The 20,969-nt window shown below is 69.2% G+C and carries 24 protein-coding genes; 10 read left to right on the forward strand and 14 right to left on the reverse strand.

Annotated elements, in window-relative coordinates:
* On the forward strand, positions 1-666 hold a 666-nt coding region (locus VEC04_RS10905), incomplete at its 5' end, for a M13-type metalloendopeptidase (RefSeq protein ID WP_324776723.1).
* 70 nt (positions 667-736) lie between these two features.
* On the opposite strand, the gene ndk is transcribed toward VEC04_RS10905, so the two are convergent.
* On the reverse strand, positions 737-1,156 hold the full coding sequence (ndk, locus tag VEC04_RS10910; RefSeq protein WP_324776725.1) for a nucleoside-diphosphate kinase: 420 nt from the start codon (positions 1,154-1,156) through the stop codon (positions 737-739).
* Between the two features lie 143 nt (positions 1,157-1,299).
* Between ndk and VEC04_RS10915 the strand changes: the two genes are divergently transcribed.
* Positions 1,300-3,201 carry an ABC-F family ATP-binding cassette domain-containing protein gene (locus VEC04_RS10915; protein ID WP_324776727.1) on the forward strand — a complete coding sequence of 634 codons (1,902 nt, stop codon included), beginning with the start codon at positions 1,300-1,302 and terminating at the stop codon, positions 3,199-3,201.
* Positions 3,198-3,452, forward strand: a complete 255-nt coding sequence (locus VEC04_RS10920; protein WP_324776729.1) for a DUF2164 domain-containing protein — start codon at positions 3,198-3,200, stop codon at positions 3,450-3,452. The genes VEC04_RS10915 and VEC04_RS10920 overlap by 4 nt, the downstream gene beginning before the upstream one ends.
* Before the next feature lie 3 nt (positions 3,453-3,455).
* Here the strand turns inward: VEC04_RS10920 and VEC04_RS10925 are convergent, their stop codons facing one another.
* The 6 genes from VEC04_RS10925 to VEC04_RS10950 form a co-directional block, all read right to left on the reverse strand.
* On the reverse strand, positions 3,456-3,818 hold the full coding sequence (locus VEC04_RS10925; RefSeq protein ID WP_324776731.1) for an I78 family peptidase inhibitor: 363 nt from the start codon (positions 3,816-3,818) through the stop codon (positions 3,456-3,458).
* Positions 3,809-4,081 carry a hypothetical protein gene (locus tag VEC04_RS10930; RefSeq protein WP_324776733.1) on the reverse strand — a complete coding sequence of 91 codons (273 nt, stop codon included), beginning with the start codon at positions 4,079-4,081 and terminating at the stop codon, positions 3,809-3,811. Before VEC04_RS10930 ends, VEC04_RS10925 begins: the two co-directional genes overlap by 10 nt.
* Entirely contained in the window at positions 4,078-4,359 is a 282-nt protein-coding gene (locus VEC04_RS10935; protein ID WP_324776735.1) for a hemolysin, read from the reverse strand. Before VEC04_RS10935 ends, VEC04_RS10930 begins: the two co-directional genes overlap by 4 nt.
* Positions 4,360-4,380: 21 nt before the next feature.
* On the reverse strand, positions 4,381-4,614 hold the full coding sequence (locus tag VEC04_RS10940; protein WP_324776737.1) for a hypothetical protein: 234 nt from the start codon (positions 4,612-4,614) through the stop codon (positions 4,381-4,383).
* 77 nt (positions 4,615-4,691) lie between these two features.
* Positions 4,692-5,150, reverse strand: coding sequence for a DNA polymerase III subunit chi (locus tag VEC04_RS10945; RefSeq protein WP_324776739.1), 459 nt, complete (start codon positions 5,148-5,150; stop codon positions 4,692-4,694).
* Positions 5,151-5,310: 160 nt separating this feature from the next.
* Positions 5,311-6,786, reverse strand: coding sequence for a leucyl aminopeptidase (locus tag VEC04_RS10950; RefSeq protein WP_324776741.1), 1,476 nt, complete (start codon positions 6,784-6,786; stop codon positions 5,311-5,313).
* Between the two features lie 132 nt (positions 6,787-6,918).
* Between VEC04_RS10950 and VEC04_RS10955 the strand changes: the two genes are divergently transcribed.
* From VEC04_RS10955 to rsmA, 7 genes are all read left to right on the forward strand, one after another.
* Positions 6,919-8,052 (forward strand): LptF/LptG family permease, encoded by a 1,134-nt coding sequence (locus VEC04_RS10955; protein WP_324776743.1) that lies wholly within the window; start codon positions 6,919-6,921, stop codon positions 8,050-8,052.
* The gene (gene lptG / locus VEC04_RS10960) at positions 8,049-9,167 is read left to right on the forward strand and encodes an LPS export ABC transporter permease LptG (protein WP_324776745.1); all 1,119 of its coding nucleotides are present in this window, start codon (positions 8,049-8,051) and stop codon (positions 9,165-9,167) included. Before VEC04_RS10955 ends, lptG begins: the two co-directional genes overlap by 4 nt.
* A gap of 42 nt (positions 9,168-9,209) precedes the next feature.
* The gene (locus VEC04_RS10965; RefSeq protein WP_324776747.1) at positions 9,210-11,660 is read left to right on the forward strand and encodes an LPS-assembly protein LptD; all 2,451 of its coding nucleotides are present in this window, start codon (positions 9,210-9,212) and stop codon (positions 11,658-11,660) included.
* Positions 11,661-11,758: 98 nt separating this feature from the next.
* Positions 11,759-13,099 (forward strand): peptidylprolyl isomerase, encoded by a 1,341-nt coding sequence (locus tag VEC04_RS10970; protein ID WP_324776749.1) that lies wholly within the window; start codon positions 11,759-11,761, stop codon positions 13,097-13,099.
* Complete coding sequence (gene pdxA, locus VEC04_RS10975) at positions 13,096-14,094, forward strand: 4-hydroxythreonine-4-phosphate dehydrogenase PdxA (RefSeq protein WP_324776751.1); 999 nt, start codon at positions 13,096-13,098, stop codon at positions 14,092-14,094. The genes VEC04_RS10970 and pdxA overlap by 4 nt, the downstream gene beginning before the upstream one ends.
* A 44-nt stretch (positions 14,095-14,138) precedes the next feature.
* Positions 14,139-14,570 (forward strand): endonuclease domain-containing protein, encoded by a 432-nt coding sequence (locus tag VEC04_RS14210; RefSeq protein WP_414642673.1) that lies wholly within the window; start codon positions 14,139-14,141, stop codon positions 14,568-14,570.
* A 7-nt stretch (positions 14,571-14,577) separates the two neighbouring features.
* Positions 14,578-15,387, forward strand: coding sequence for a 16S rRNA (adenine(1518)-N(6)/adenine(1519)-N(6))-dimethyltransferase RsmA (rsmA, locus tag VEC04_RS10980; protein WP_324776753.1), 810 nt, complete (start codon positions 14,578-14,580; stop codon positions 15,385-15,387).
* Positions 15,388-15,393: 6 nt separating this feature from the next.
* On the opposite strand, the gene VEC04_RS10985 is transcribed toward rsmA, so the two are convergent.
* The 7 genes from VEC04_RS10985 to VEC04_RS11015 form a co-directional block, all read right to left on the reverse strand.
* The gene (locus VEC04_RS10985) at positions 15,394-15,840 is read right to left on the reverse strand and encodes a BLUF domain-containing protein (protein ID WP_324776755.1); all 447 of its coding nucleotides are present in this window, start codon (positions 15,838-15,840) and stop codon (positions 15,394-15,396) included.
* Between the two features lie 307 nt (positions 15,841-16,147).
* Positions 16,148-16,789, reverse strand: a complete 642-nt coding sequence (gene gmk, locus VEC04_RS10990; RefSeq protein WP_324776757.1) for a guanylate kinase — start codon at positions 16,787-16,789, stop codon at positions 16,148-16,150.
* A complete protein-coding gene (locus VEC04_RS10995) occupies positions 16,779-17,645 on the reverse strand; it encodes a YicC/YloC family endoribonuclease (RefSeq protein ID WP_324776767.1) in 867 nt (288 codons plus the stop codon). The genes gmk and VEC04_RS10995 overlap by 11 nt, the downstream gene beginning before the upstream one ends.
* A gap of 14 nt (positions 17,646-17,659) precedes the next feature.
* Entirely contained in the window at positions 17,660-18,856 is a 1,197-nt protein-coding gene (gene mltG, locus VEC04_RS11000) for an endolytic transglycosylase MltG (protein WP_324776759.1), read from the reverse strand.
* Positions 18,856-20,136, reverse strand: coding sequence for a beta-ketoacyl-ACP synthase II (gene fabF / locus VEC04_RS11005; protein WP_324776761.1), 1,281 nt, complete (start codon positions 20,134-20,136; stop codon positions 18,856-18,858). Before fabF ends, mltG begins: the two co-directional genes overlap by 1 nt.
* A 106-nt stretch (positions 20,137-20,242) precedes the next feature.
* The gene (locus VEC04_RS11010) at positions 20,243-20,482 is read right to left on the reverse strand and encodes an acyl carrier protein (protein ID WP_055830235.1); all 240 of its coding nucleotides are present in this window, start codon (positions 20,480-20,482) and stop codon (positions 20,243-20,245) included.
* A gap of 167 nt (positions 20,483-20,649) precedes the next feature.
* The coding region (locus tag VEC04_RS11015; protein ID WP_324776765.1) for an SDR family oxidoreductase at positions 20,650-20,969 on the reverse strand (320 nt) is incomplete at its 5' end.

The following is a 20,969-nucleotide window of genomic DNA, read 5'->3' on the forward strand; positions in this document are numbered from 1 at the left end:
GATGGCCCTGTCGACGAGGAGGAATGGGGCATGACGCCCCAGACGGTGAACGCCTACTACGCCTCGGTGAAGAACGAGATCGTGTTTCCGGCCGCGATCCTGCAGCCGCCGTTCTTCGATCCCGACGGCGATCCCGCCATCAACTACGGCGGCATCGGCGGCGTGATCGGTCACGAGATCACCCACGGCTTCGACGACCAGGGCCGCAAGACCGACGGCGACGGCGCCCTGCGCGACTGGTGGACCGCCGAGGACGCCGCCAAATTCGAGGAGCGGGCCAGGGTTCTCGGCGCCCAGTATTCGGCCCTCAGCCCGCTGGAAGGCGTCAATGTCAACGGCGACCTGACCATGGGCGAGAACATCGCCGACCTGGGCGGCCTGCTGCTGGCGCTGGACGCCTACCACATGTCGTTGAACGGCCAGCCGGCCCCGGTGATCAACGGTCTGACCGGCGACCAGCGGGTCTTCCTCGGCTGGGCCCAGGTGTGGCGGACCAAGATCCGCGACGAAGCGCTTCGCCAGCAGGTCACCGTCGACCCGCACGCGCCGGGCGCCTACCGCGCCAGCGCCACGGTTCGGAACATCGACGCCTGGTATGAGGCCTTCGGCGTCGAGCCGGGCGACGAGCAGTACCTCGCGCCTGAGGCCCGCGCCCGCATCTGGTAACGGCGAGGCAGCCGGCAAAAGGCCCCGGCGATCGCTCGCCGGGGCCCTTCTGTTTCAGGATCGCGGCAAATCAGCCGACGATCTGGTCTTCCGTGAAGAACTGCTCGATCTCGATCTTCGCGTTCTCGAGGCTGTCCGAGCCGTGGACCGAGTTCTCGCCGATCGACAGGGCGAACTGCTTGCGGATGGTGCCGTCGGCGGCGTCCTTCGGGTTGGTGGCGCCCATGACTTCGCGGTAGCGGGCCACGGCGTTGTCGCCTTCCAGCACCTGCACGACGACGGGCTCGGCCGTCATCTGCGACACCAGTTCGCCGTAGAACGGGCGCTCGGCGTGAACTTCGTAGAATTTCTTCGCCTGGGCCTCGGTCAGCTTGACGCGGCGCTGGGCGACGATGCGCAGGCCGGCGGCCTCGATCACGGCGTTGATCGCGCCGGTCAGGTTGCGGCGCGTGGCGTCAGGCTTGATGATCGAGAACGTACGTTCGGTCATGGGAGTGACTTCTTGTTGGGAGATTGAAGGTCGCGGGCTTATAGACGCGCCCTCCCCGGTTTCCAACCATCCCATTTTGTGCCCTATCGCTCGACGCGCGGCGTCTCGCTGCTTGAGGGCGACACGAGAATCTCGACCGTCCCATGCTCCAGATCACCGACCTGACCTTCAGCGCCTGGGGCCGCAAATTCCTCGAGGACGCCTCCGTCAGCCTGCCGCCCGGCGCCAAGGTCGGGCTGGTCGGCCGCAACGGCATCGGCAAGTCGACCCTCTTCAAGCTGATCCTCGGCGAGCTGGCGGCCGGCGGCGACGAGATCAGCCTGCCCAGGACCGCGCGCATCGCCTCGGTCGATCAGGAGCACCCGGCGACGCCTGTGAGCGTGCTGGAGACCATTCTCGAGGCCGACGTCGAGCGGCACGACCTGCTGACCCGGCTGGAAACGGCCGAGCCCGAGGAGATGGGCGAGATCTGGACGCGCCTGATCGAGATCGACGCCGACGCCGCCCCCGCGCGCGCCGCCGAAATCCTCGTCGGCCTCGGCTTCGACCAGGAAAACCAGCAGCGGCCGATGTCGGAGTTCTCGGGCGGCTGGCGGATGCGGGTGGCGCTGGCGGCGGCGCTGTTCGCCGAACCGGACATGCTGCTGCTCGACGAGCCGACCAACTACCTCGACCTCGAGGGGGCGCTGTGGCTGGAGGCGCGGCTCAAGAAATATCCGCACACGGCGCTGATCATTTCGCACGACCGGGAGATGCTGAACGAGGTCTGCACCCACATCCTGCACCTCGCGAACCGGACGCTGACGCTCTACACCGGCAACTACGACCAGTTCGAAAAGGCGCGGGCCGAGAAGGCGCGGCTGCAGCTGTCGGCCAAGGCCAGGCAGGACGCCGAGCGGGCCCACCTGCAGGCCTTCGTGGACCGCTTCAAGGCCAAGGCGTCGAAGGCCGCGCAGGCCCAGTCGCGTATGAAGCGGCTGGCGAAGATGCAGCCGGTGGCGACCACCATCGAGGAGCGTGTCGCGCCCTTCATCCTGCCCTCGCCGCCCCGCCCGCTGGCGCCGCCGCTGATCCGTCTGGAGCGCGCCAATGTCGGCTACGAGCCGGGCAAGCCGATCCTGCGCAATCTGAACCTGCGTATGGACCTCGACGACCGCATCGGCCTGCTGGGCGTCAACGGCGCGGGCAAGTCGACGTTCGCCAAGATGATCGCCGGAGCCCTGAACGTCGAAACCGGCGAACTGCACCGCGACCGCAAGATGAAGGTCGGCTGGTTCCACCAGCATCAGATCGAGGCCATGGACCCGACCGACACGCCGCTGGAGATCATCCGCCGCGCCATGCCGGACGCGTCGGAAAGCAGCCGGCGTTCGCGGCTGGCCCAGTGGGGTCTGGCCTTCGAGAAGCAGGAAACCACCGTCGCCTCCCTGTCCGGCGGCGAGCGGGCGCGGCTGTTGCTCAATCAGGTGGCGATGGATGCGCCGCATGTCCTGATCCTCGACGAGCCGACCAACCACCTCGACATCGACAGCCGCCGCGCCCTGCTGGACGCGCTGAACGAATATTCGGGCGCGGTCATCCTGATCACCCACGACCGCTCGCTGATGGAGCTGGTCGCCGACCGCCTCTGGCTGGCCGCGGACGGCACGGTGAAGCCCTTCGAGGGAGACATGGACGACTACGCCAAATTCGTCCTCGACCGGGCCAGGCAGGCGGCGGTCAAGCCGTCCCAGATCAAGGCCGAGGCTACCGCCGGAACCGGCCCTCAAGCAGCGAGCGCCCGCGGCGCGAGCGATAGGGCCACAAAAAAGAGTTCCGGCCCCTCGCCCTCGACGCTGCGCCACGCGGTGAAGAAGGCCGAGGAGCGGATGGCGGCGCTGGCGGCCGAGGTGGCGCGGATCGACGACGATCTGGCCAACGCCGCCGTCAGCAATCCCAAGGCGCTGGAGGGACTGACCCGGGCGCGCGCGAAGACGCAGGCCGATCTCGAGGCGGCCGAAGCCGCATGGATGCAGGCCGAGGAAGCCCTGGCGGAGGTCGCGTGAACAAGCCCGTCGAGTTGTCCCCGGAAGGCCGTCAGGCGGCCGCCGCCCGCCTGCGGACCCTGCTGGCCGAGGAGCTGGAGGTCGAGATCGGCACGCTGCAGGCGGAGTTGCTCCTCGACCAGATCGCGCGTGACCTCGGCCCGTTGTTCTACAATCGCGCCCTGGCCGACGCGCGGACTGTCGTCGCGGCCCGGGCGGAGGACATGGACGAGGCCCTCTACGGGCTGCAGCGCCAGACCGAGCTCCGCTGAAGATCAGCCGCAGGTGAGGCGGACGACCCTCTGGGTGTCCGGGTCGATCTCGATGTTCAGCCGGCTGGCGCTGTAGTCCATGGTCACGGGCTGGCCGGTTTCATAGATGCGCCAGACCGCGCCCGCGGGCTCGGACGGCAAGGATGACCGTTCGCGGCCGATCCAGTCCTGACGCTCGGCGGCGCCACACTCATCGGCCGGTGCAGGCGGGGCCGGGTCATTGCCGCTCGGGGGTGATGGACGCGGTTCCGCCGGCGCCGGCGCCGGCGCGGGAGCGGCGTCATCAGCCGGCGGGGGCGGGGAAGCCTGTTCGGTGCAGGCGGCGAGCGCCACGACGGTGGCGAGGGAAATGATGATCAGCCGCAATCTACGCTCCTGATGATTCCCGTGGCCTGATCGAACCGGATGTTGAGCCGGTCGGGCCGCAGGTCCTTGGTGGTCGGGCAGGTCGTGCAGACGATGCGGACATTGGCGCCCGCTGGAAAGCTGACCGCCCCGACGTGAGAGCCGATCAGCGAACGCGCGGCCTCGGCGTCGCACTGCCGAAGGCCGGGTTCGACGGGCGTGTCCGCGACCGGCGCGCACGACGCAAGCGCCAGCGCGCCCGTCGCAAGGATCAGGGCTCTCATCCGCATTTGACCTCGCGGATTATGCCCGTCGACTGCTCGTAGAAAATGTTCAGCCGACTTGGGCTGTAGTCCATCGTCACCGGACAGGTGGTGCAGGTGACGCGCCAGTTCTCGTCAGCCGGTTTCGGGGGCAATTCGGAGCGATGGCGGCCAATGAAGCGCTGATACTGGTCGGCCTTGCACTGGGACGGGCCGTTGCCGGGCGGCATGGGTTCGACCGGGGCGCAGGCGGCGGTCAGCAGGCCGGCGGCGGCGAGGCTGAGCAGATGGAGCTTCATGGCGCTGTTCCTTTCCGATCTTCAGCCGCAACGGACCTGTTCGACGATGTTCGTCTGGTCGTTGAAGAAGATGTTCAGGCGGTGGGGCGAATAGTCTTCGGTCACCGGGCAGGTGGTGCAGGTCACCCGGCGATTGACCACTTCGACAGGAACGGGGATTTCGGTCTTCGGTTTCCCGACCAGCCATTGCATTTCACCGGCGCGGCAGAGATCGGCCGTCGGATTGACCGGCGGAGAGCCCACCGGCTGGCTCATCTGCGCCTTCTCCACGGCGCGCGGGGCGGGCGCGTCGGAGGCCGGGGTCTCGCACCCGGCCAGGGCGACGAGCGCGATCAGGCCGCCTTTTCCCAGCGGCCCTCTGGCGACTGCCGCCAGTAAGCGAGGTTGGCTCCGGCGTCCTTCAGCGTCTTCCAGCGCGCCCGGGCCGCTGCCAGCGCCGCCTCGTCCCTGCCGTCGAAGATGATGAAGCATCGATCGAACCCTTTCGTATCGCCAAGCTCTGCGTCGTCCACGATGAACAGCGCCTGAGCGCCGTTCAAGTTCTCCGCGGCCTGGGTCAGCAGGATCGGCTGGCGCGCCGCCTCGGGCTCCGACGCGCGGCCGTGGGCGAGAAAGCTGTCGTCCCGATAGGTCCAGAGACGCTCGTCGACGTCGTCGAGCAGGCGTTCATCGGTGGCCCGGACCAGGGCCCGCCAGCCCCGCTCGCGCGTCTTCTCCAGCAGGCCGGGCAGCACCTGATCGAGCGTCGAGCGCTCGAGATGGTAGAACCAGATTTCCGGCAAGTCGCTCATCAGAACCGTGGAAACGTTTTCGGGATGACGAGGCTGGATGGACTGAAGCGGCCTCCTACTCTGGTCGACCTGTCCGAACTCACCATTCACTGGTCGGGAACGTCACTCTGGAGTGGTCAGAATAGCTCTACCCGGAGTTGGTGTAACATCCCGCCGGGGTTCAGGCTTCGTAGCTATCCGCCACCATCCGGTCGAGGGTGCGCACGCCCCAGCCGACGGCGCCGTCCGGCACCGTGGGGTTCTTGCTGTCCTTGATCCACGCGGTCGGGGCGATGTCGATGTGGGCCCACGGCACGCCGTTCGTGAAGCGCTGCAGGAACAGGGCGGCGGTGATCGAACCCCCGGCGCGGCCGTTGCCGGTGTTCTTCACGTCGGCGATCGGGCTGTCGATGTGGCGCTCGTAGGCGGCCGGAATCGGCATCCGCCAGGCGTTCTCGCCGACCTTGGGCGCGGCGGCGAGGAAGTTGTTCGCCAGCTCGTCCGAGTTCGAGAACACGCCGGCGTATTCGAGTCCGAGCGCGACGATCATGGCCCCGGTCAGGGTGGCGAGATCGAGCATGAATTTCGGCTTGAACCGCTCCTGGGTGTACCAGAGGCAGTCGGCGAGGACGAGGCGGCCCTCGGCGTCGGTGTTCAGCACCTCGACCGACTGGCCGGACAGGGACATCACCACGTCGCCGGGGCGTTGGGCGTTGCCGTCGGGCATGTTCTCGACCAGGCCGATGACGCCGACGGCGTTCACCTTTGCCTTGCGGCCGGCCAGCGCGTGCATCAGGCCGGTCACGGCGGCGGAACCGCCCATGTCCCACTTCATCTCCTCCATGCCGTCCGCCGGCTTGATCGAGATGCCGCCGGTGTCGAAGGTCACGCCCTTGCCGACGAAGGCGATCGGCTGGTCGCCCTTCATGCCGCCGTTCCACTTCATGATGGCGACCTGACTCTCGCGCACGCTGCCCTGGCCGACGGCCAGCAGGGTGCGGAAGCCGAGCTTCTCGAGCTCCTTCTCGCCGAGAATCTCGACCTCGAGACCGAGCTTCTCCAGGGCCTTGACCCGGCGGGCGAACTCTTCGGGGTAGAGGACGTTGGCCGGCTCGCTGACCAGATCGCGCGAGAACTCCACGGCGTCCGCCACCGGCGACAGCTTGTCATAGGCGGCCTGGGCGGCCTTCACGTCGGCGGCGACGACCTTGATGGTCTCGATCGACGGCGTCTTCTCGGGCTTCAGCGTAGTCCGGTATTTCAGGAAGCGGTAGCTGGCCAGACGGGCCGCGAAGGCGGCGCGGCCGGCCTGGTCGGCGGACAGATGGGCGGCGTCGAAGGTCAGCGACGTCGCGCCCGACAGCTTGACGGCATGGTAGGCGGCCCCGGCCGCGGTCTCGAGCGCCAGATCGTCGAACTTGCCCGGCTCGCCCGCGCCCGTCAGGACGATCACGCCCGCATCGCAGCCGGCCGGCGCCGGAACGACCAGGGTGCTGTTCGAGCCGCCGGTGAAGCGGCTGGCGGTCATGGCGCGGCTCAGGCCGCCGGAGGCCGCCGTATCGAGATCGGCGCCCTTGCCGGCGAATGCGCGGCCCTCGTGAACCAGTACGGCCAGCACCTCGGCTTCCTTGGCGGACGCGACGAACTCGATCTTCATGGGCTACTCCAGCCGGGTTTGAAGGCCCCGGACATGCTTACAAGGGTCACGCGCGGCGCCTGTCGCCGATGCGCGGGGATGTGTATTAGAGGCGTTCCAGCCGCCGCCTGCAACGGGCGATTTCCTCCGTTTATGACGCTGATTCAAGGCTATCTTTTCCGCCAGATCGCCCGACCCGTCGTCGGAGCGTGCGCCGCGCTGGCCGGAATCGGCATCCTGAGCCAGAGCCTCGATCAACTGGAGGTTATCGTCGAGCGCGGACAGAGCGTCTGGGTCATGGTCAAGCTCACCTTGCTCGCCGTTCCTCAACTTCTGGCGGTGATCGTGCCCATCGGCCTGTTCGTCGGGGCGCTTGTCGCCCTGACGCGGCTGCAGCGCGAGCAGGAGCTGACGGCGGTGTTCGCCTCCGGCGTCACGCGCTGGTCGGCGATTCGGCCCGCGGTGCGCATCGCGGCCATCGCGGCTCTCCTGACCCTGGTGGTCACCACGGTTCTTCAGCCGTGGGCGCAGCGGCAGGCGCGCGCCGAGGCGTTCGCCGTCCGCACCGACCTGGCCGCCCTGCTGGTCGAGGAAGGACGCTTCGTCGAGGGGCCGGAGGGACTGACCGTCTATGTCCAGCAGATCGAGCAGAACGGCCTGCTGAAGAACATCTTCATCTACCGGGCCGAAGGCGACCGGGTGACCACCTGGGACGCAGCCGAGGCGCGCTTCTCCCGCATCGACGGCGAGCCGATCCTGACCCTCATCGACGGCTCGTGGCAGCGTTATTCCAGCCGCGGGGTGCTGGAGCATTTCTCCTTCGGCCGTCAGGACGTGCCGCTTGGCCAGTATTCCGAGGTGACCGACACGATCCGCTACAAGCCATCCGACCTGTATCTGACGCAGCTGCTCAATCCGTCGCCGCGAGATCTGGACCGCGTCGGCTCCGCGGGCGAACTGAGGGCGGAGGCGCACTCCCGGTTGTCGGCGCCGCTCTACGCCCTGCTGGCCATGGCCATGGCGCTGTCGGCCATCCTTGGCGGCCAGTTCAGCCGGACCGGCTACAGCCTGCGCATCGCCCGGGTGGCGGGGGCCTTCCTGATCATCCGCATCGTCGGCTACGGCGTGGTGGCGGCAAGCGCCTGGAACGGCTGGCTCAACGTCTTCCAGTACCTGCTGCCGATCGCCGGAACGGTCATCGCCCTGCGCCTGCTGTTCCGCGCGCTGAAGCCCCGGCGTCGCCGCGTCTGGCCCGCCTGGGAACGGCTGAAAGCGAGGCTGGCGTGAGCGCCGCCGACGCCCCTCCTTCGCGCCTCCGGCTGGGCCGGATCGAGCGCTATGTGCTGGTCGAGCAGGCGCGCTCGCTGGCCATCGCCCTGGGAGTCATCGCCGCACTGATCATGCTGATCGACTTCGTCGAAATCTCGCGCGGGATCGGATCGGACGTCGACCTGTCGGGGATGCGCATCCTCGGCCTGATGCTGCTGAAGTCGCCGCAGGTCATCATCCAGTTGCTGCCGTTCGTCTTCCTGTTCGGCACCCTCGCCGCCTTCGTGGGACTGAACCGGCGCAGCGAACTGATCGCCATGCGCGCAGCCGGCCTGTCGGCGTGGCGGTTCGTGCTGCCGGCGGCGGGAGCGGCCTTCCTGTTCGGTATGATCACGGTGACGGCGCTCGGCCCGCTGGCGGCCTCGGCGGACGGCCTGTTCCAGCGCGAGCGGACCCGCCTCTCCGGTTCGGCGGAAGCCTCGGGGGCCGTGTGGATCCGCGAGGGCGACGACACGCGCCAGATGGTCATCCGCGCCGAACGGCAGGACCGCGCCAACGCCCGCCTGCTGGGCGTGACCTTCTTCATCTACGCCAACGACGGCGACGGCCATCGCACCTTCCGCGAGCGGATCGACGCGGCGTCCGCCTCGCTGAGCGCCGGGCGCTGGCGGCTTGTCGACGCGGTGGGCGCCCAGATCGGTCAGCGGGCGGTGCGGTACGAGACCCTCGACCTGCTCTCCAGCCTGGCCGACGACGAGGCTTTCGAACGCTTCGCGCGGCCGCAGTCGACGTCGTTCTGGTCGCTTCCGGGCCAGATCGCGCGGGTCGAGGCGGCGGGGTTCTCGAGCACCGCCTACCGGCTGAGGCTGCAGCAATTGCTGGCCACGCCCCTGATGTTCGCGGCCATGTCGATCCTCGCCGCCGCCTTCTCGCTGCGGCTGATGCGGCTGGGCGATCTGGCGCGGATGAGCCTGGCGGCGGTGGTGCTCGGCTTCGGCTTCTTCTTCGTCAACCAGGCCGCGTCGGCGTTCGGCTCGGCCGAGGTCATTCCGCCATGGCTGGCTGCCTGGTTGCCGCCCTTGCTGACGGCGCTCGCCGCCTTCACCTTGCTGTTCTATACCGAAGACGGCTAAGCGAAGCCCCCGCGTCCCTCCGCCTTCCACGAGTGAGCCTGAATGCCGCGTGACCGCCGCGTCGAAACAGGAGCCCTGCGCCTCCGGCTTCTGGCCGGCGCGGCCGCCGTGGCCCTGGCGTCATGGAGCGGCGCCGCCCAGGCCCAACAGACCCCCACGATCCCGGCTCCCGAAAGCCAGCCCGGGCCCGACGGCCTGACGCCGGAAGGCGTCTATCTCGACGCCGAGACGGTGTCGCGGGAGGGCGACGTCCTCTCCGCCAGGGGCGAGAGCGAGCGCGTGCTGGCCCGCTTCCGCAACACGACCCTGCGCGCCGGCCGTCTGACCTATGATCTGAATCTCGGCGTGGCGACGGCCGACGACCGGGTGGAGTTCGTCGACCCTGAAGGAAACAGGGTCTTCGCCAGCCACCTCGAGCTCGACTCCGACCTGAAGGCGGGCGTGGCGGTCGATTTCGCCACCCGCTTCCGCAACGGGGCCAGCCTGATGGCGGCCACGGCGGTGCGCCGCAGCGAGAACGTCAACGAGCTGAACTACGTCCTGTTCACGCCCTGCCCCATCTGCGACGCCGAGGGGAATCCGAAGGAACCCAGCATCGCCATTCAGGCGGAGAAGGTGGTTCAGGACGAAAGCCTGCGCGCGGTGCTGTACCGCAACGCCGTGTTCCGGGTCGGCGGCGTCCCGGTCTTCTACCTGCCCTGGTTCGCCCACCCCGATCCGACGGTCGAGCGGGCCTCGGGCTTTCTCGTGCCCATCCCCAGCTACGACGAGGGGCGCGGGTTCAGCCTCGAGGTTCCGTACCTGCAGGTCGTGTCGCCGTCCGAAGACTGGCTGATCAGTCCGCAGATCAACAGCCGGGTCGCGCCGCTGCTGAACCTGCAATGGCGCCGCCGGTTCGAGGACGGAACGGTCGTGCTGCGCGGCGGCTACACCTACGAGCGCAATTTCGGCGACTTCGATCTCGACGGAGACGGCGACGCGGAGAGCAACGTCAAATTCGGCGACCGCACCAGCCGGAGCTATTTCCTCGGGCACGGCCGGTTCGATCCGGAGGGTCCGTGGCGCTGGGGCTTCACGGCGGAACGGACCTCCGACAAGACGCTGTTCGACCGCTATGACGTGCGCGATCCCTACCAGGACAACGGGCTCTACTACGGCGACCAGCGGCGGCTGATCAGCCAGCTTTACGCCGAGCACCAGACCGACCGGTCCTACGTCTCGGTCGCCGCCTTCACCCTGCAGAGCCTGCGGGTGGCGCGGTTCGATCCGGTGACGCCGGCGCTGAACGAGTTCGAGGACGACGGGGCCCTGCCGATCGTCGCGCCGCTGGTCGAGGCACGTTGGGAGCCGGACGGCCCGGTGCTCGGCGGCCGGCTGCGGCTGCGCGGGTCGGCGGTGTCGCTCACCCGACAGGATTACGTCGGCAGTCCGGTGCTGCGGCCCGGGACCATCCCGGGAGGGCCGACGCTTGGTCTGCCCGGCGTGGACAGCCGCCGCGTCTCGGCCCAGGCCGACTGGCGCAAGACGATGATCTCGCCGATCGGCGTGCGCTGGGAGCCGTTCGTCGACCTGCGGGCCGATCTCTATTCCGTCGCCGACCTGCCCCCGGCGCTCGGGCTGGACGAAGAGGAAATCGGGCGCGGCCGGGCTACCGCCGGCGTCGACGTCAGCTATCCCCTGATCCGGCGCTTCGGGGCGACGGACATGATCATCGAGCCGATGGCCCAGCTGTCGATCTCGACCGATCCCGACCTCGACCCGCGCATCCCTAACGAGGACAGCGAGACGATCGAGCTGGACGAAAGCTCGCTGTTCCGCGTCGACCGCTTCCCCGGCTACGACCTCTACGAGGGTGGCCTGCGCTTCACGACCGGCGCGCGGACGACGCTGCGCTGGGACAACGGCCGGCAGGCCAGCCTGTTCATCGGCCGCAGCTTCCGGTCGGACGAGGAGCCCGCCTTCCTCGTTCCGGTGCCGGATGCGCCGACCGATCTCTACGACCCGTCCGGCCTAGCCTCCGATACGTCCGACTGGGTGGTCCAGGGCGACTTCTCGCCGTCCGACCGCATCCGCGGATGGGGCCATGCGACGATCGACTCCAGCGGCAATGTGCGGCGCGCCGAACTGGCCGTGGACGGCCGCTGGGGACGGCGGAACCTGGCGACGGTCAGCTACATACTCGACCGCTCCAACCCGCTGGCCGGGCCGAACAACCGCAACTACGAATTCTTCCAGCTGGCGGGCCAGCAGTTCCTGTACGGCAACTGGGGCGTGGCCTTCTCCGGCATCGCGGACCTGGAGCGGACGCCCCGCCCGGGTCAGCCCGACCCCGGCTATCTGGTCCAGTCGGAAATCGGTCTCCTGTTCGACGACGACTGCTTCCGTTTCGAATTCGGCTGGCGGCGGGATAACACCAGCGTGAGGCCGTCCGGTCCGTCGGAAGGCCCTTATGTGCGCCTAACCCTCGCCACTTTCGGCGGTACAGGATATTGACGGGGCGACGGGCGCCGGCCGGCGTGCGATTTCGGTTGCGCGCAGGTCGCCAGAACCGGGCTCGAACCGACGGCGCTGCTTGAGGAACCAGGACTGACATGCGTTTTCAGCGTTACTTGACGGGCGTGGCGATCGCCGCCCTCCTGGCCGGATCGGCCGTGGCCCAGACGGCGCCACAGGAACCGGCGGCGGCTGGCACGCTGAACCCCGCCGCCGAGCAGGCTCCGCCGGCCGCGCCGGCCGCAGCCCCGCAATTCCAGATGGCCGACGGCATCCTCGCCACCGTCAACGACAGCGTCATCACCGGCTTCGATCTGCGCCAGCGCATGCTGCTGCTGATCGCCATGACCCAGGTGCAGCCGACGCCGGAGAATATTCCCGCCATCCAGCAGCAAGCCCTGAACGCCCTCGTCGACGAGCGTCTGCAGATCCAGGAGCTGGCCAACTACGAGGACCTCAAGGTCACCGACGAAGAGGTGAACGCAGAAATCGCCGCGATGGCTCAGGAAGTGGGTGTGACGCCGGAGGCCTATCTCTCGTTCCTCGAGGCGGGCGGCATTCGCGCGCAGACGCTGCGCGAGCAGCTGCGTACGCAGATCGGCTGGCAGCAACTGGTCGGCGGCCGCTTCCAGAGCCGGGCCCGGGTCAGCAAGGGGGCGGTCGACGCCGCCATGCGCCAGATGTCCGAGGCCGCCTCCAAGAAGCAGTACCTGATCGGCGAAATCTATATCGAGGCCGCCCGCGTCGGCGGCCAGCAGGCGGCGCTGAACGGCGCGAACCAGCTGGTCCAGCAGATGGTGCAGGGCGCGCCCTTCCAGGCCGTGGCGCAACAGTTCTCGGCCGCGCCTTCGGCGACCCGCGGCGGCGACGCCGGCTGGGTGGTAGCCGGCACCGTCAATCCGACCCTGCAGGCGGCCATGGACCAGCTCGAGGTCGGCCAGCTGTCGCGGCCGATCCCGGTCGAGGGCGGCGTGTATATCATCTACATGCGCGACAAGCGGGACGGGGCCGCCGCCAGCCTGGTGCAGCTGAAGCAGGTCATGATCGAACTGCCGGAGACGGCGAGCGAGGCGGAGGTGGCGACGGCGACGCAGCGGCTTCAGGCCCTCCAGCCGCAGCTGACCTGCGAGACGATGCTCCAGCGCGCCACGTCCGAGCAGGGCCTGCTCGGCGCCGATCTCGGCGAGGCCGACGTGCAGAACCTGGCCCCGCAGTTCCAGCAGGTCGCGCGTGCGGCGCCGGTCGGCTCGGTCAGTACCCCGATCCGCACGCCGCTGGGCCTGCACCTCGTCGGCGTCTGCGGCCGTCGCGTCGGCGGCACCGAGGCGCCCGATCCGCGGGCCGTCGAGAACCAGCTGTTCCGTCAGAACCTCGCCACCCTGGGCCGCCGCTACATGCGCGACCTGCGCGAGGACGCCCTGATCGAGTTCAAGCAGTGACGCCGGCCCCGCCGCTGGCCCTGACCATGGGCGAGCCGGCGGGCGTGGGACCCGAGATCATCGCCGCCGCCTGGCGCGCCCTCAAGGACGCCGCCCAGCCGTTCGCCGTCGTCGGCGACGCGGCCCTGATGCGCGCCCACGGCGTCCCGGTGCAGGAGATCAGCGCGCCGTCGGACGCCGCCGGCGCGTTCGCCCGGGCCCTGCCGGTGCTGGACTCTCCCCTGCCCGCGCCGGTCGCGCCGGGCCGGCCCGAGGCCGCCAACGCCGGCGCCGTGGCCGACTGGATCGAGCAGGCGGTCAATCTGGCCATGGCCGGCGAGGTCGCCGGTCTCGTCACCGCCCCGATCGCCAAGGCCCCGCTCTACGCCGCCGGATTCCGCTTCCCTGGCCACACGGAATTCATCGCCGAACTGACCGCCGATGCGCCTTTCACGGGCGCGCGCGGGCCGGTGATGATGCTGACCGCAAAGGACCTGCGCGCCTGTCTGGTGACCATCCATTCCCCCCTGGCCCAGGTCCCGGAGCTGGTCACCGCCGACCGTGTCAACCGTACGGCCCGGGTCGTGCACGAGGCGATGCAGCGCGACTTCGGCATCGCCCGGCCCCGGCTGGCGCTGGCGGCGCTGAACCCCCACGCCGGCGAAACCGGGGCGCTGGGGCTGGAGGAGATCGAGGTGCTTGCGCCTGCCGCGGCGGCCCTGCGCGGCGAGGGGATCGCGATCACCGATCCCCTGCCCGCCGACACCCTGTTCCACGAGGAGGCCCGGACCGGCTACGACGCCGTTCTGTGCCTGTACCACGACCAGGCGCTGATCCCGGTCAAGACGCTGGACTTCTGGGGCGGGGTCAACGCGACCTTGGGCCTGCCGGTGGTGCGCACCTCGCCCGACCACGGCGTCGGCTTCGACATCGCCGGCAAGGGCGTGGCGCGGGCGGACAGCCTGATCGCCGCAGTCCGGCTGGCGGGAGAGATGGCGGCGGCGCGGAGGCGCTGAAGCGGCTAGTCCTCCCCCGCAGGGGGAGGGGGACCATCCGAAGGATGGTGGAGGGGGACTTGGTCCCATCTCCGGTTGAAGGCCCTTTCGCCGGTCCGCCACACAGCAATAAGCTGCGCCATGGACGCGCCCGCCCTGACCATCGAACGCGCAAGGGAACTGCACCGCAGGATGTCCTTGCCGGAAGTCATTCTCGCCCAATCGGCCCATGGATTCTCGATTTCTTCTGCCACGCGGCCCGGCTGGCCGTGGAAATCGACGGCGCCAGCCATGATGATCCGGACAGGATGCTGCTGGATCGCAGGCGCGCCATCTGGCTGGAGCGGCAGGGGATTTCCGTGCGTCGGGTTTCCGCGCGGGCGGTGCTGCAAAATCTGGACGGGGTTCTCGAGGGTTTGAGGTCGCGGATTGGACAAGGCCCCCTCCACCGCCGTGCCGGCGGTCCCCCTCCCCCTGCGGGAGAGGAATGCGTATGAGGGACCGGTGACCGACCTTCCCTCCCTGCGCCAGTCCCTCGACGCCCACGGTCTGTCGGCGAAAAAGAGCTTCGGCCAGCATTTCCTGCTGGACCTGAACGTCACCCGTAAGATCACGCGGCTGGCCGGGCCGTTCGACGGACGGGCGGTGATCGAGGTCGGGCCGGGGCCGGGCGGGCTGACCCGGGCGCTGCTGGAGAGCGACGCCGGCAAGGTGGTTCTGGTCGAGAAGGATCCGAGATTCCTGCCGCTGCTGGCCGAGCTGGACGACGGCTCGGGGCGGCTGGAGATCGTCGAGGGCGACGCGCTGAAGGTGCGCGAGGCCGGCCTGGTTGAGGGGCCCGCGCATGTGGTTTCGAACCTGCCCTACAACGTCGGTACGGCCCTGCTGATCAAATGGCTGACGGGGCCGTGGACGCCGCACGCCCTGACCCTGATGTTCCAGAAGGAGGTGGCCGAGCGCATCGTGGCCGCGCCCGGCGACGAGGCCTATGGCCGGCTGGCGGTGATCGCCCAGGCCGTGTGCGAAACGCGGCTGGTCATGCACCTGCCCGCCGCCGCCTTCACCCCGCCGCCCAAGGTGGCCAGCGCCGTGGTGCATCTGGTCCCGAAACCGGACCGCCCGGACAGGGAGATGCTGAAGCGGCTGGAGCGGGTCACGGCGGCGGCCTTCGGGCAGCGGCGCAAGATGCTGCGCTCCAGTCTGAAGACGCTGGGCGGGGCGGCCCTGTGCGAGGCCGCCGGCATCGAACCGGACGCGCGGGCCGAAGTCATCGATCTGGCGGGGTTTCAGCGGCTGGCAAGGGCGCTGGAGTAGCGCAGCCTAACTGACCGCCGTTTCGATGTTGGCTTTCCGGCCGGCGACGATGCGCAGCAGCGCGTCCACCGCGGCTTCCGGCGAAGTGCGGCATTCGTCGATCAGGCGATGAAGCTGGGGCCCGACCTCCGGGGTGATCCGGGCCGCGACCATCGACCAGTCGCGAAACAGACGCCCGCTCACCGGCCGGCGCGACAGCACCTCGAGCTCGGCATGGCGAGGATCGTCGGCTAGGCGGCGCAACAGGGCGTCGATGGCCGGAGCGGGGCCCTCGATCACCTGCAGGAACCAGCCGTCGTTGACCGCCAGGGCGCCCGTCAGGCCGTCGCGAGCGTTGTTGCGCTGGGATACGCCGAGAAGCTCGGAGATCACCTGCAGCGAGGCCGTGTCGACGCGGGCGCGGCTGCAGTAGACCAGCCGATCCAGGGCCTCCGCCCTGCTCTTCCCGAACATGGTTTCCTCCACCGCCAGCCCGATCAAAAGTTGCGAGCGGCCGGTTGGTTGCAGGTCACGTCGAGGGGCGAGGTCCTTAAACAAAAAAGGGCCGCCTCCCGAAGGAGGCGGCCCCGCATTGTCAGCCGGCGAACGGCTTCGGCTCAGGCGCGAACCCCCGCCAGAGGGGAGGTCGCGTTCATGGACCGTGCCGCGCGCGGCGTGAGACAATGAGACATTCGACCACCTCCTTTCGTTGTTGAAACAGTGCGTTGGAGATGGGGAGGGTCACGGCCGGTTCAAGAGCCAGCATGCGGTTTGTCGGTCCCTACACCGCCTCGTTCAGCAGCGCCGTCTTGTATTTCTCCACCCAGATGTTGCGGAACCGCTTGGAGCGCTCGGCGTGGTAGATGTGGGCCAGTTCGGCGTAGGAGCGGTCGAAGTCGTCGTTGACGAAGACGTAGTCGAACTCGGCGCAGTGTTCGATCTCGCCCTTGGCGTTGGCGATGCGGCGGTCGATGACCTCCTCGGCGTCCTGCGAGCGGGTGACGAGGCGGCGGCGCAGCTCTTCCAGGCTGGGCGGCAGGATGAAGACGCGGACCGCGTCTTCGGGGCATTTGCGGGCGATGTCGCGCGCGCCCTGCCAGTCGATGTCGAACAGCACATCGCGGCCTTCGGCGAGGGCGCGGTCGATGGGCGCGCGGGGGCTGCCGTAGCGGCTGCCGTGGACGTCGGCCCATTCGAGGAAGGCGTCGGCGTCGACCATGCGCTGGAACTCGGCGTCGTCGACGAAGTGATAGTCGCGGTCGGCGACCTCGCCCGGACGGATGCCGCGGGTGGTCATGGAGATCGACAGCTCGAGGCCCCCGTGGTCGGCCATCAGACGGCGGCACAGGCTGGTCTTGCCCGCGCCCGACGGGCTGGCGACGATCAGGAGGACGCCGCGGCGGGGCGTGCGTTCATTCGACATTCTGGACCTGTTCCCGCAGCTGCTCGATGACGGCTTTCAGCTCGAGGCCGATTCCGGTGAGCGCGGTGGTAGCCGATTTCGAGCAGAGGGTGTTCGCCTCCCTCATGAATTCCTGCATCAGGAAGTCGAGTTTCCTCCCGGAGGGGGGTTGCTGCAACAGGGTGCGCGCCGAGCCGACGTGGGCGGTCAGGCGGTCGAGTTCCTCGCGCACGTCGGCTTTGGTGGCCAAGGCGGCGGCCTCGAGGAAGATACGATCCTGCAGGCCGGGGGCGTCCGGCGCCAGCTCGGTCATGCGGCGGGTGAAGCGGTCGCGGATGGCCTCGACCTGGGCGGCGGCCTCCGCCTCGGCGGCGGCGACGAGCGCCTCGATGCGGTCGATGAAGTCGGTGACGACGGGCAGGAGCTGGGCGCCCTCGTGGTCGCGGGACATCTTCAGGGCGTCGAAGGCGGCGTCGATGGAGGCGGCCATGGCGGCCTCGACGGCGGCGCGGGCGTCGGCGTCCTCCTCCTCCTCCGGCGTTTCGAGCACGCCGCGCAGGGCCAGCAGGCCGTCGGCCGAGGGCGGCGTCGCCCCCTCCTCGGCCAGCTGGTTGGCGAGGGCGAGGTAGCGGGCGAGGATGTCCTGATTGACCTTCAGCGCGGCGGCGCCGGGGTCGGCGCGTTTGGCCTGGACGCCGACGGTGATCTGGCCGCGGCTGAAAGACTTCTGGCCCGAGGCCTTGGCGGCGCGTTCGAGGCTGTCGAAGCCGGGCGGGCCGCGGAAGCGGACCTCGAGATTGCGGCCGTTGACCGAGCGGACCTCGACGGCCCAGGTCCAGCCGCCCTCTGCGCCATCCGCCCGACCGAAGCCGGTCATGCCGGAGATCCGGCTCACCGGGCCGGGGCCGGCTGTTGAGGGGGATTCTGCGGCACACGGATGACCTGGGCCCCCGGCGGGACGACGACGCCGGGCGGCACGGCGGGCGCGTCGGGGTCGGCGTTGGGCGCCGTCGGGACGGTGCCGGGCACGGCGGGCGGCGGACTGCCGGGGGGCAGGCCGGCCTTGCGGCGCTCGATCTCGCGCCAGCGGGCGACGTTGGCGAGGTGCTCCTCGAAGGTGCGGGCGAAGGCGTGGCCGCCCGAGCCGTCCGCGACGAAGAACAGCTCGTCCGAGGGCGGCGGGTTGAGCACGGCCTCCAGCGCCTCGCGCCCCGGATTGGCGATCGGCGTCGGAGGCAGGCCGTCGATCTGGTAGGTGTTCCAGGCGGTCTGGAGCTCCAGCTCGGAGCGGCGGATGCCGCGGCCCAGCGGCCGTCCCCGGGTGATGCCGTAGACGATGGTCGGATCGCTCTCCAGCCGCATGCCGATGCGCAGGCGGTTGGAGAAGACGGCGGCGACGCGGGGCCGTTCGGAGGCCACACCGGTCTCCTTCTCGACGATCGAGGCGAGGATGACGGCTTCCTCCGGCGTCCGGACGACGGTGCGCGGCGAGCGCGCGGCCCACAGGCGGGCGAGATTGTCGGCCTGGGCGTTGGTCATGCGGGCGATGACCGAGGCGCGGGTCTCGCCGCGGCTGATCTCATAGGTGTCGGGCCACAGGGAGCCCTCTTCCGGGACGGTGGCAATCTCGCCGGTGAGCAGCGGCTGGCGCATCAGGATGTCGACCGCCTGGGCCGAGGACCAGCCTTCCGGCAGGGTCACATAGTGGCGGACCACCCGGCCCTCGACGAGCAGCACCAGGACGGAGCGGAGCGAGGCCTTGCTCGGCACTTCGTATTCGCCGGCGCGCAGCTTGCGGTCGGCGCCGGTCAGGGTGGCGGCGGCCTTGAACATGTCGGTCGAGCGGATGACGCCGGCCGCCTTCAGATTGGCGGCGATGGCGTTGACGCCGGCTCCGCTCGGCAGGGTCACGATCGTCGTCTCGGCCCCGCCGCGGGCCGCCGGGCCCGGGGCGTAGAACACGCTCCACGCGGCGACGATGGCGGCGATCAGGAACAGGCTGAAGGTGGCCGAGGCGGCCAGCAGGGCCGTGGCCCGTCCCGACCGAGCCGATTTCGGAGCCCCCGCTCCCCGAGACCGTCGGGCCATCAGCTGACCTTCTTGAAGATGATGCTGGCGTTGGTGCCGCCGAAGCCGAAGCTGTTGGACATGGCGACATCGATCTTCATCGGCCGGCCCTTGTGCGGGACCAGGTCGATGGCGGTTTCTTCCTCGGGATTGTCGAGGTTGATGGTCGGCGGCGCGATCTGGTCGCGGATCGCCAGCACGCTGAAGATCGACTCGATGGCCCCCGCGGCCCCGAGCAGGTGGCCGGTCATCGACTTGGTCGAGGAGACGGCGAGGTCCTTCGCATGGTCGCCGACCAGCCGCTCGATGGCGCGCAGCTCGATCCAGTCCGCCATGGTCGAAGTGCCGTGGGCGTTGACGTAGTCGAGGTCCGACGGCTGCAGACCGGCCCGCTTCAGCGCCGCCTTCATGGCGCGCAGGCCGCCTTCGCCGTCCTCGGACGGAGCGGTGATGTGATACGCGTCGCCGCTCATGCCGTAGCCGACGACCTCGGCGTAGATCTTCGCGCCGCGCGCCTTCGCGTGTTCGTACTCCTCCAGCACCATGACGCCGGCGCCCTCGCCCATGACGAAGCCGGCATGGTCCTTGTCGTAGGGACGGCTGGCCTTCTCCGGCGTGTCGTTGAAGGCGGTGCACAGGGCCTTGCAGGCCAGGAAGCCGGCGATGCCGATCGGCACGATGGAGCTCTCGGCGCCGCCCGCGACCATGACGTCGGCGTCGTCCATGGCGATCATCCGCGCCGCGTCGCCGATGGCGTGGGCCCCGGTCGCGCAGGCCGTCACCACGGAGTGGTTCGGGCCCTTGAGCCCATGGCGGATGGATATCTGACCCGAGGCCAGGTTGATCAGCGACATCGGGATGAAGAAGGGGCTGACCCGGCGCGGACCCTGCTCCTTGAGGACGAGGGCGGTGTCGGCGATGGGGCCGAGGCCGCCGATGCCGGAGCCGACCATGACGCCGGTGCGCTCCTTGTCCTCGTCGCTCTCGGGTTTCCAGTTCGCGTCGGCGAGGGCCTCGTCGGCGGCCGCGATGGCGTAGACGATGAAGGCGTCGACCCGCTTGCGGTCCTTGGGCGACATGACCTTCTCGTGGTCGAACACGCCCGGCTGGCCCGGGGCGCCGCCGCCGCGGCCGTCGACCGAGGGAATTTCACCGGCGATGGTGCAGGCGTAGCCCTCGGTGTCGAAATTGGTGATCGGACCGATGCCGGAACGGCCTTCGACGATGCCCTTCCAGTTGTGCTCCACGCCCCAGCCGAGGGGGGTGAGAAGACCGAGGCCCGTGACGACGACGCGGCGCATACGCGCTCCTTCACTCAGAATCTTGACCTTAAACAGTAATGGCCGCCGGGCGACCCCGCTAGGGGCGCGCCACGGCGGCCATCAAAGCCGTATCTGGATGGCGGGATCAGCCGGCCAGTTTCTCGTCGATGAATTTCACCGCGTCACCGACGGTCTGGATGTGCTCGGCGGCGTCATCCGGGATCTCGATGTCGAATTCTTCCTCGAAGGCCATGACCAGTTCGACGTTGTCGAGCGAGTCGGCGCCCAGATCGTCGATGAAGCTGGCCTTTTCAACGACCTTTTCCGGATCGGCGTCCAGGTGGTCGATGACGATCTTGCGGACGCGTTCCAGGGTGTCGGACATGTTTGTCTCTGCTCGTTGGGCCGCCGGAGCGGCTGTTGTCTCAGTCCTTGCCGTATGACGACGGCGACGGCTGCGCAAGCCTTCAACGAAGACTCAGGCGAACCGGTTGCGTGGGCTTTAGCACAGCCGTGACGGCTGCAAATAGCCTGTAGCGATCCTTGATCGGCCTAGATCATCGCCATTCCGCCGTTCACGTGCAGGGTCTGGCCCGTGACGTAGGCGGCCTCGTCGGAGGACAGGTAGACGGCGGCGGCGGCGATCTCGTCGCCCGTGCCGAGGCGGCCCGCCGGGATGTTCTTCAGGATGGTCTCGCGCTGCTGGTCGTTGAGCACGTCGGTCATCGGCGAGGCGATGAAGCCCGGGGCGATGCAGTTCACCGTGATGCCGCGGGAGCCCACTTCCTGGGCCAGCGACTTGGAGAAGCCGATCATGCCGGCCTTGGACGCCGCATAGTTGGTCTGGCCGGGGTTGCCGGTGACGCCGACCA

This window comes from Brevundimonas sp. (assembly GCF_035626535.1).
Taxonomy (GTDB): Bacteria; Pseudomonadota; Alphaproteobacteria; order Caulobacterales; family Caulobacteraceae; genus Brevundimonas.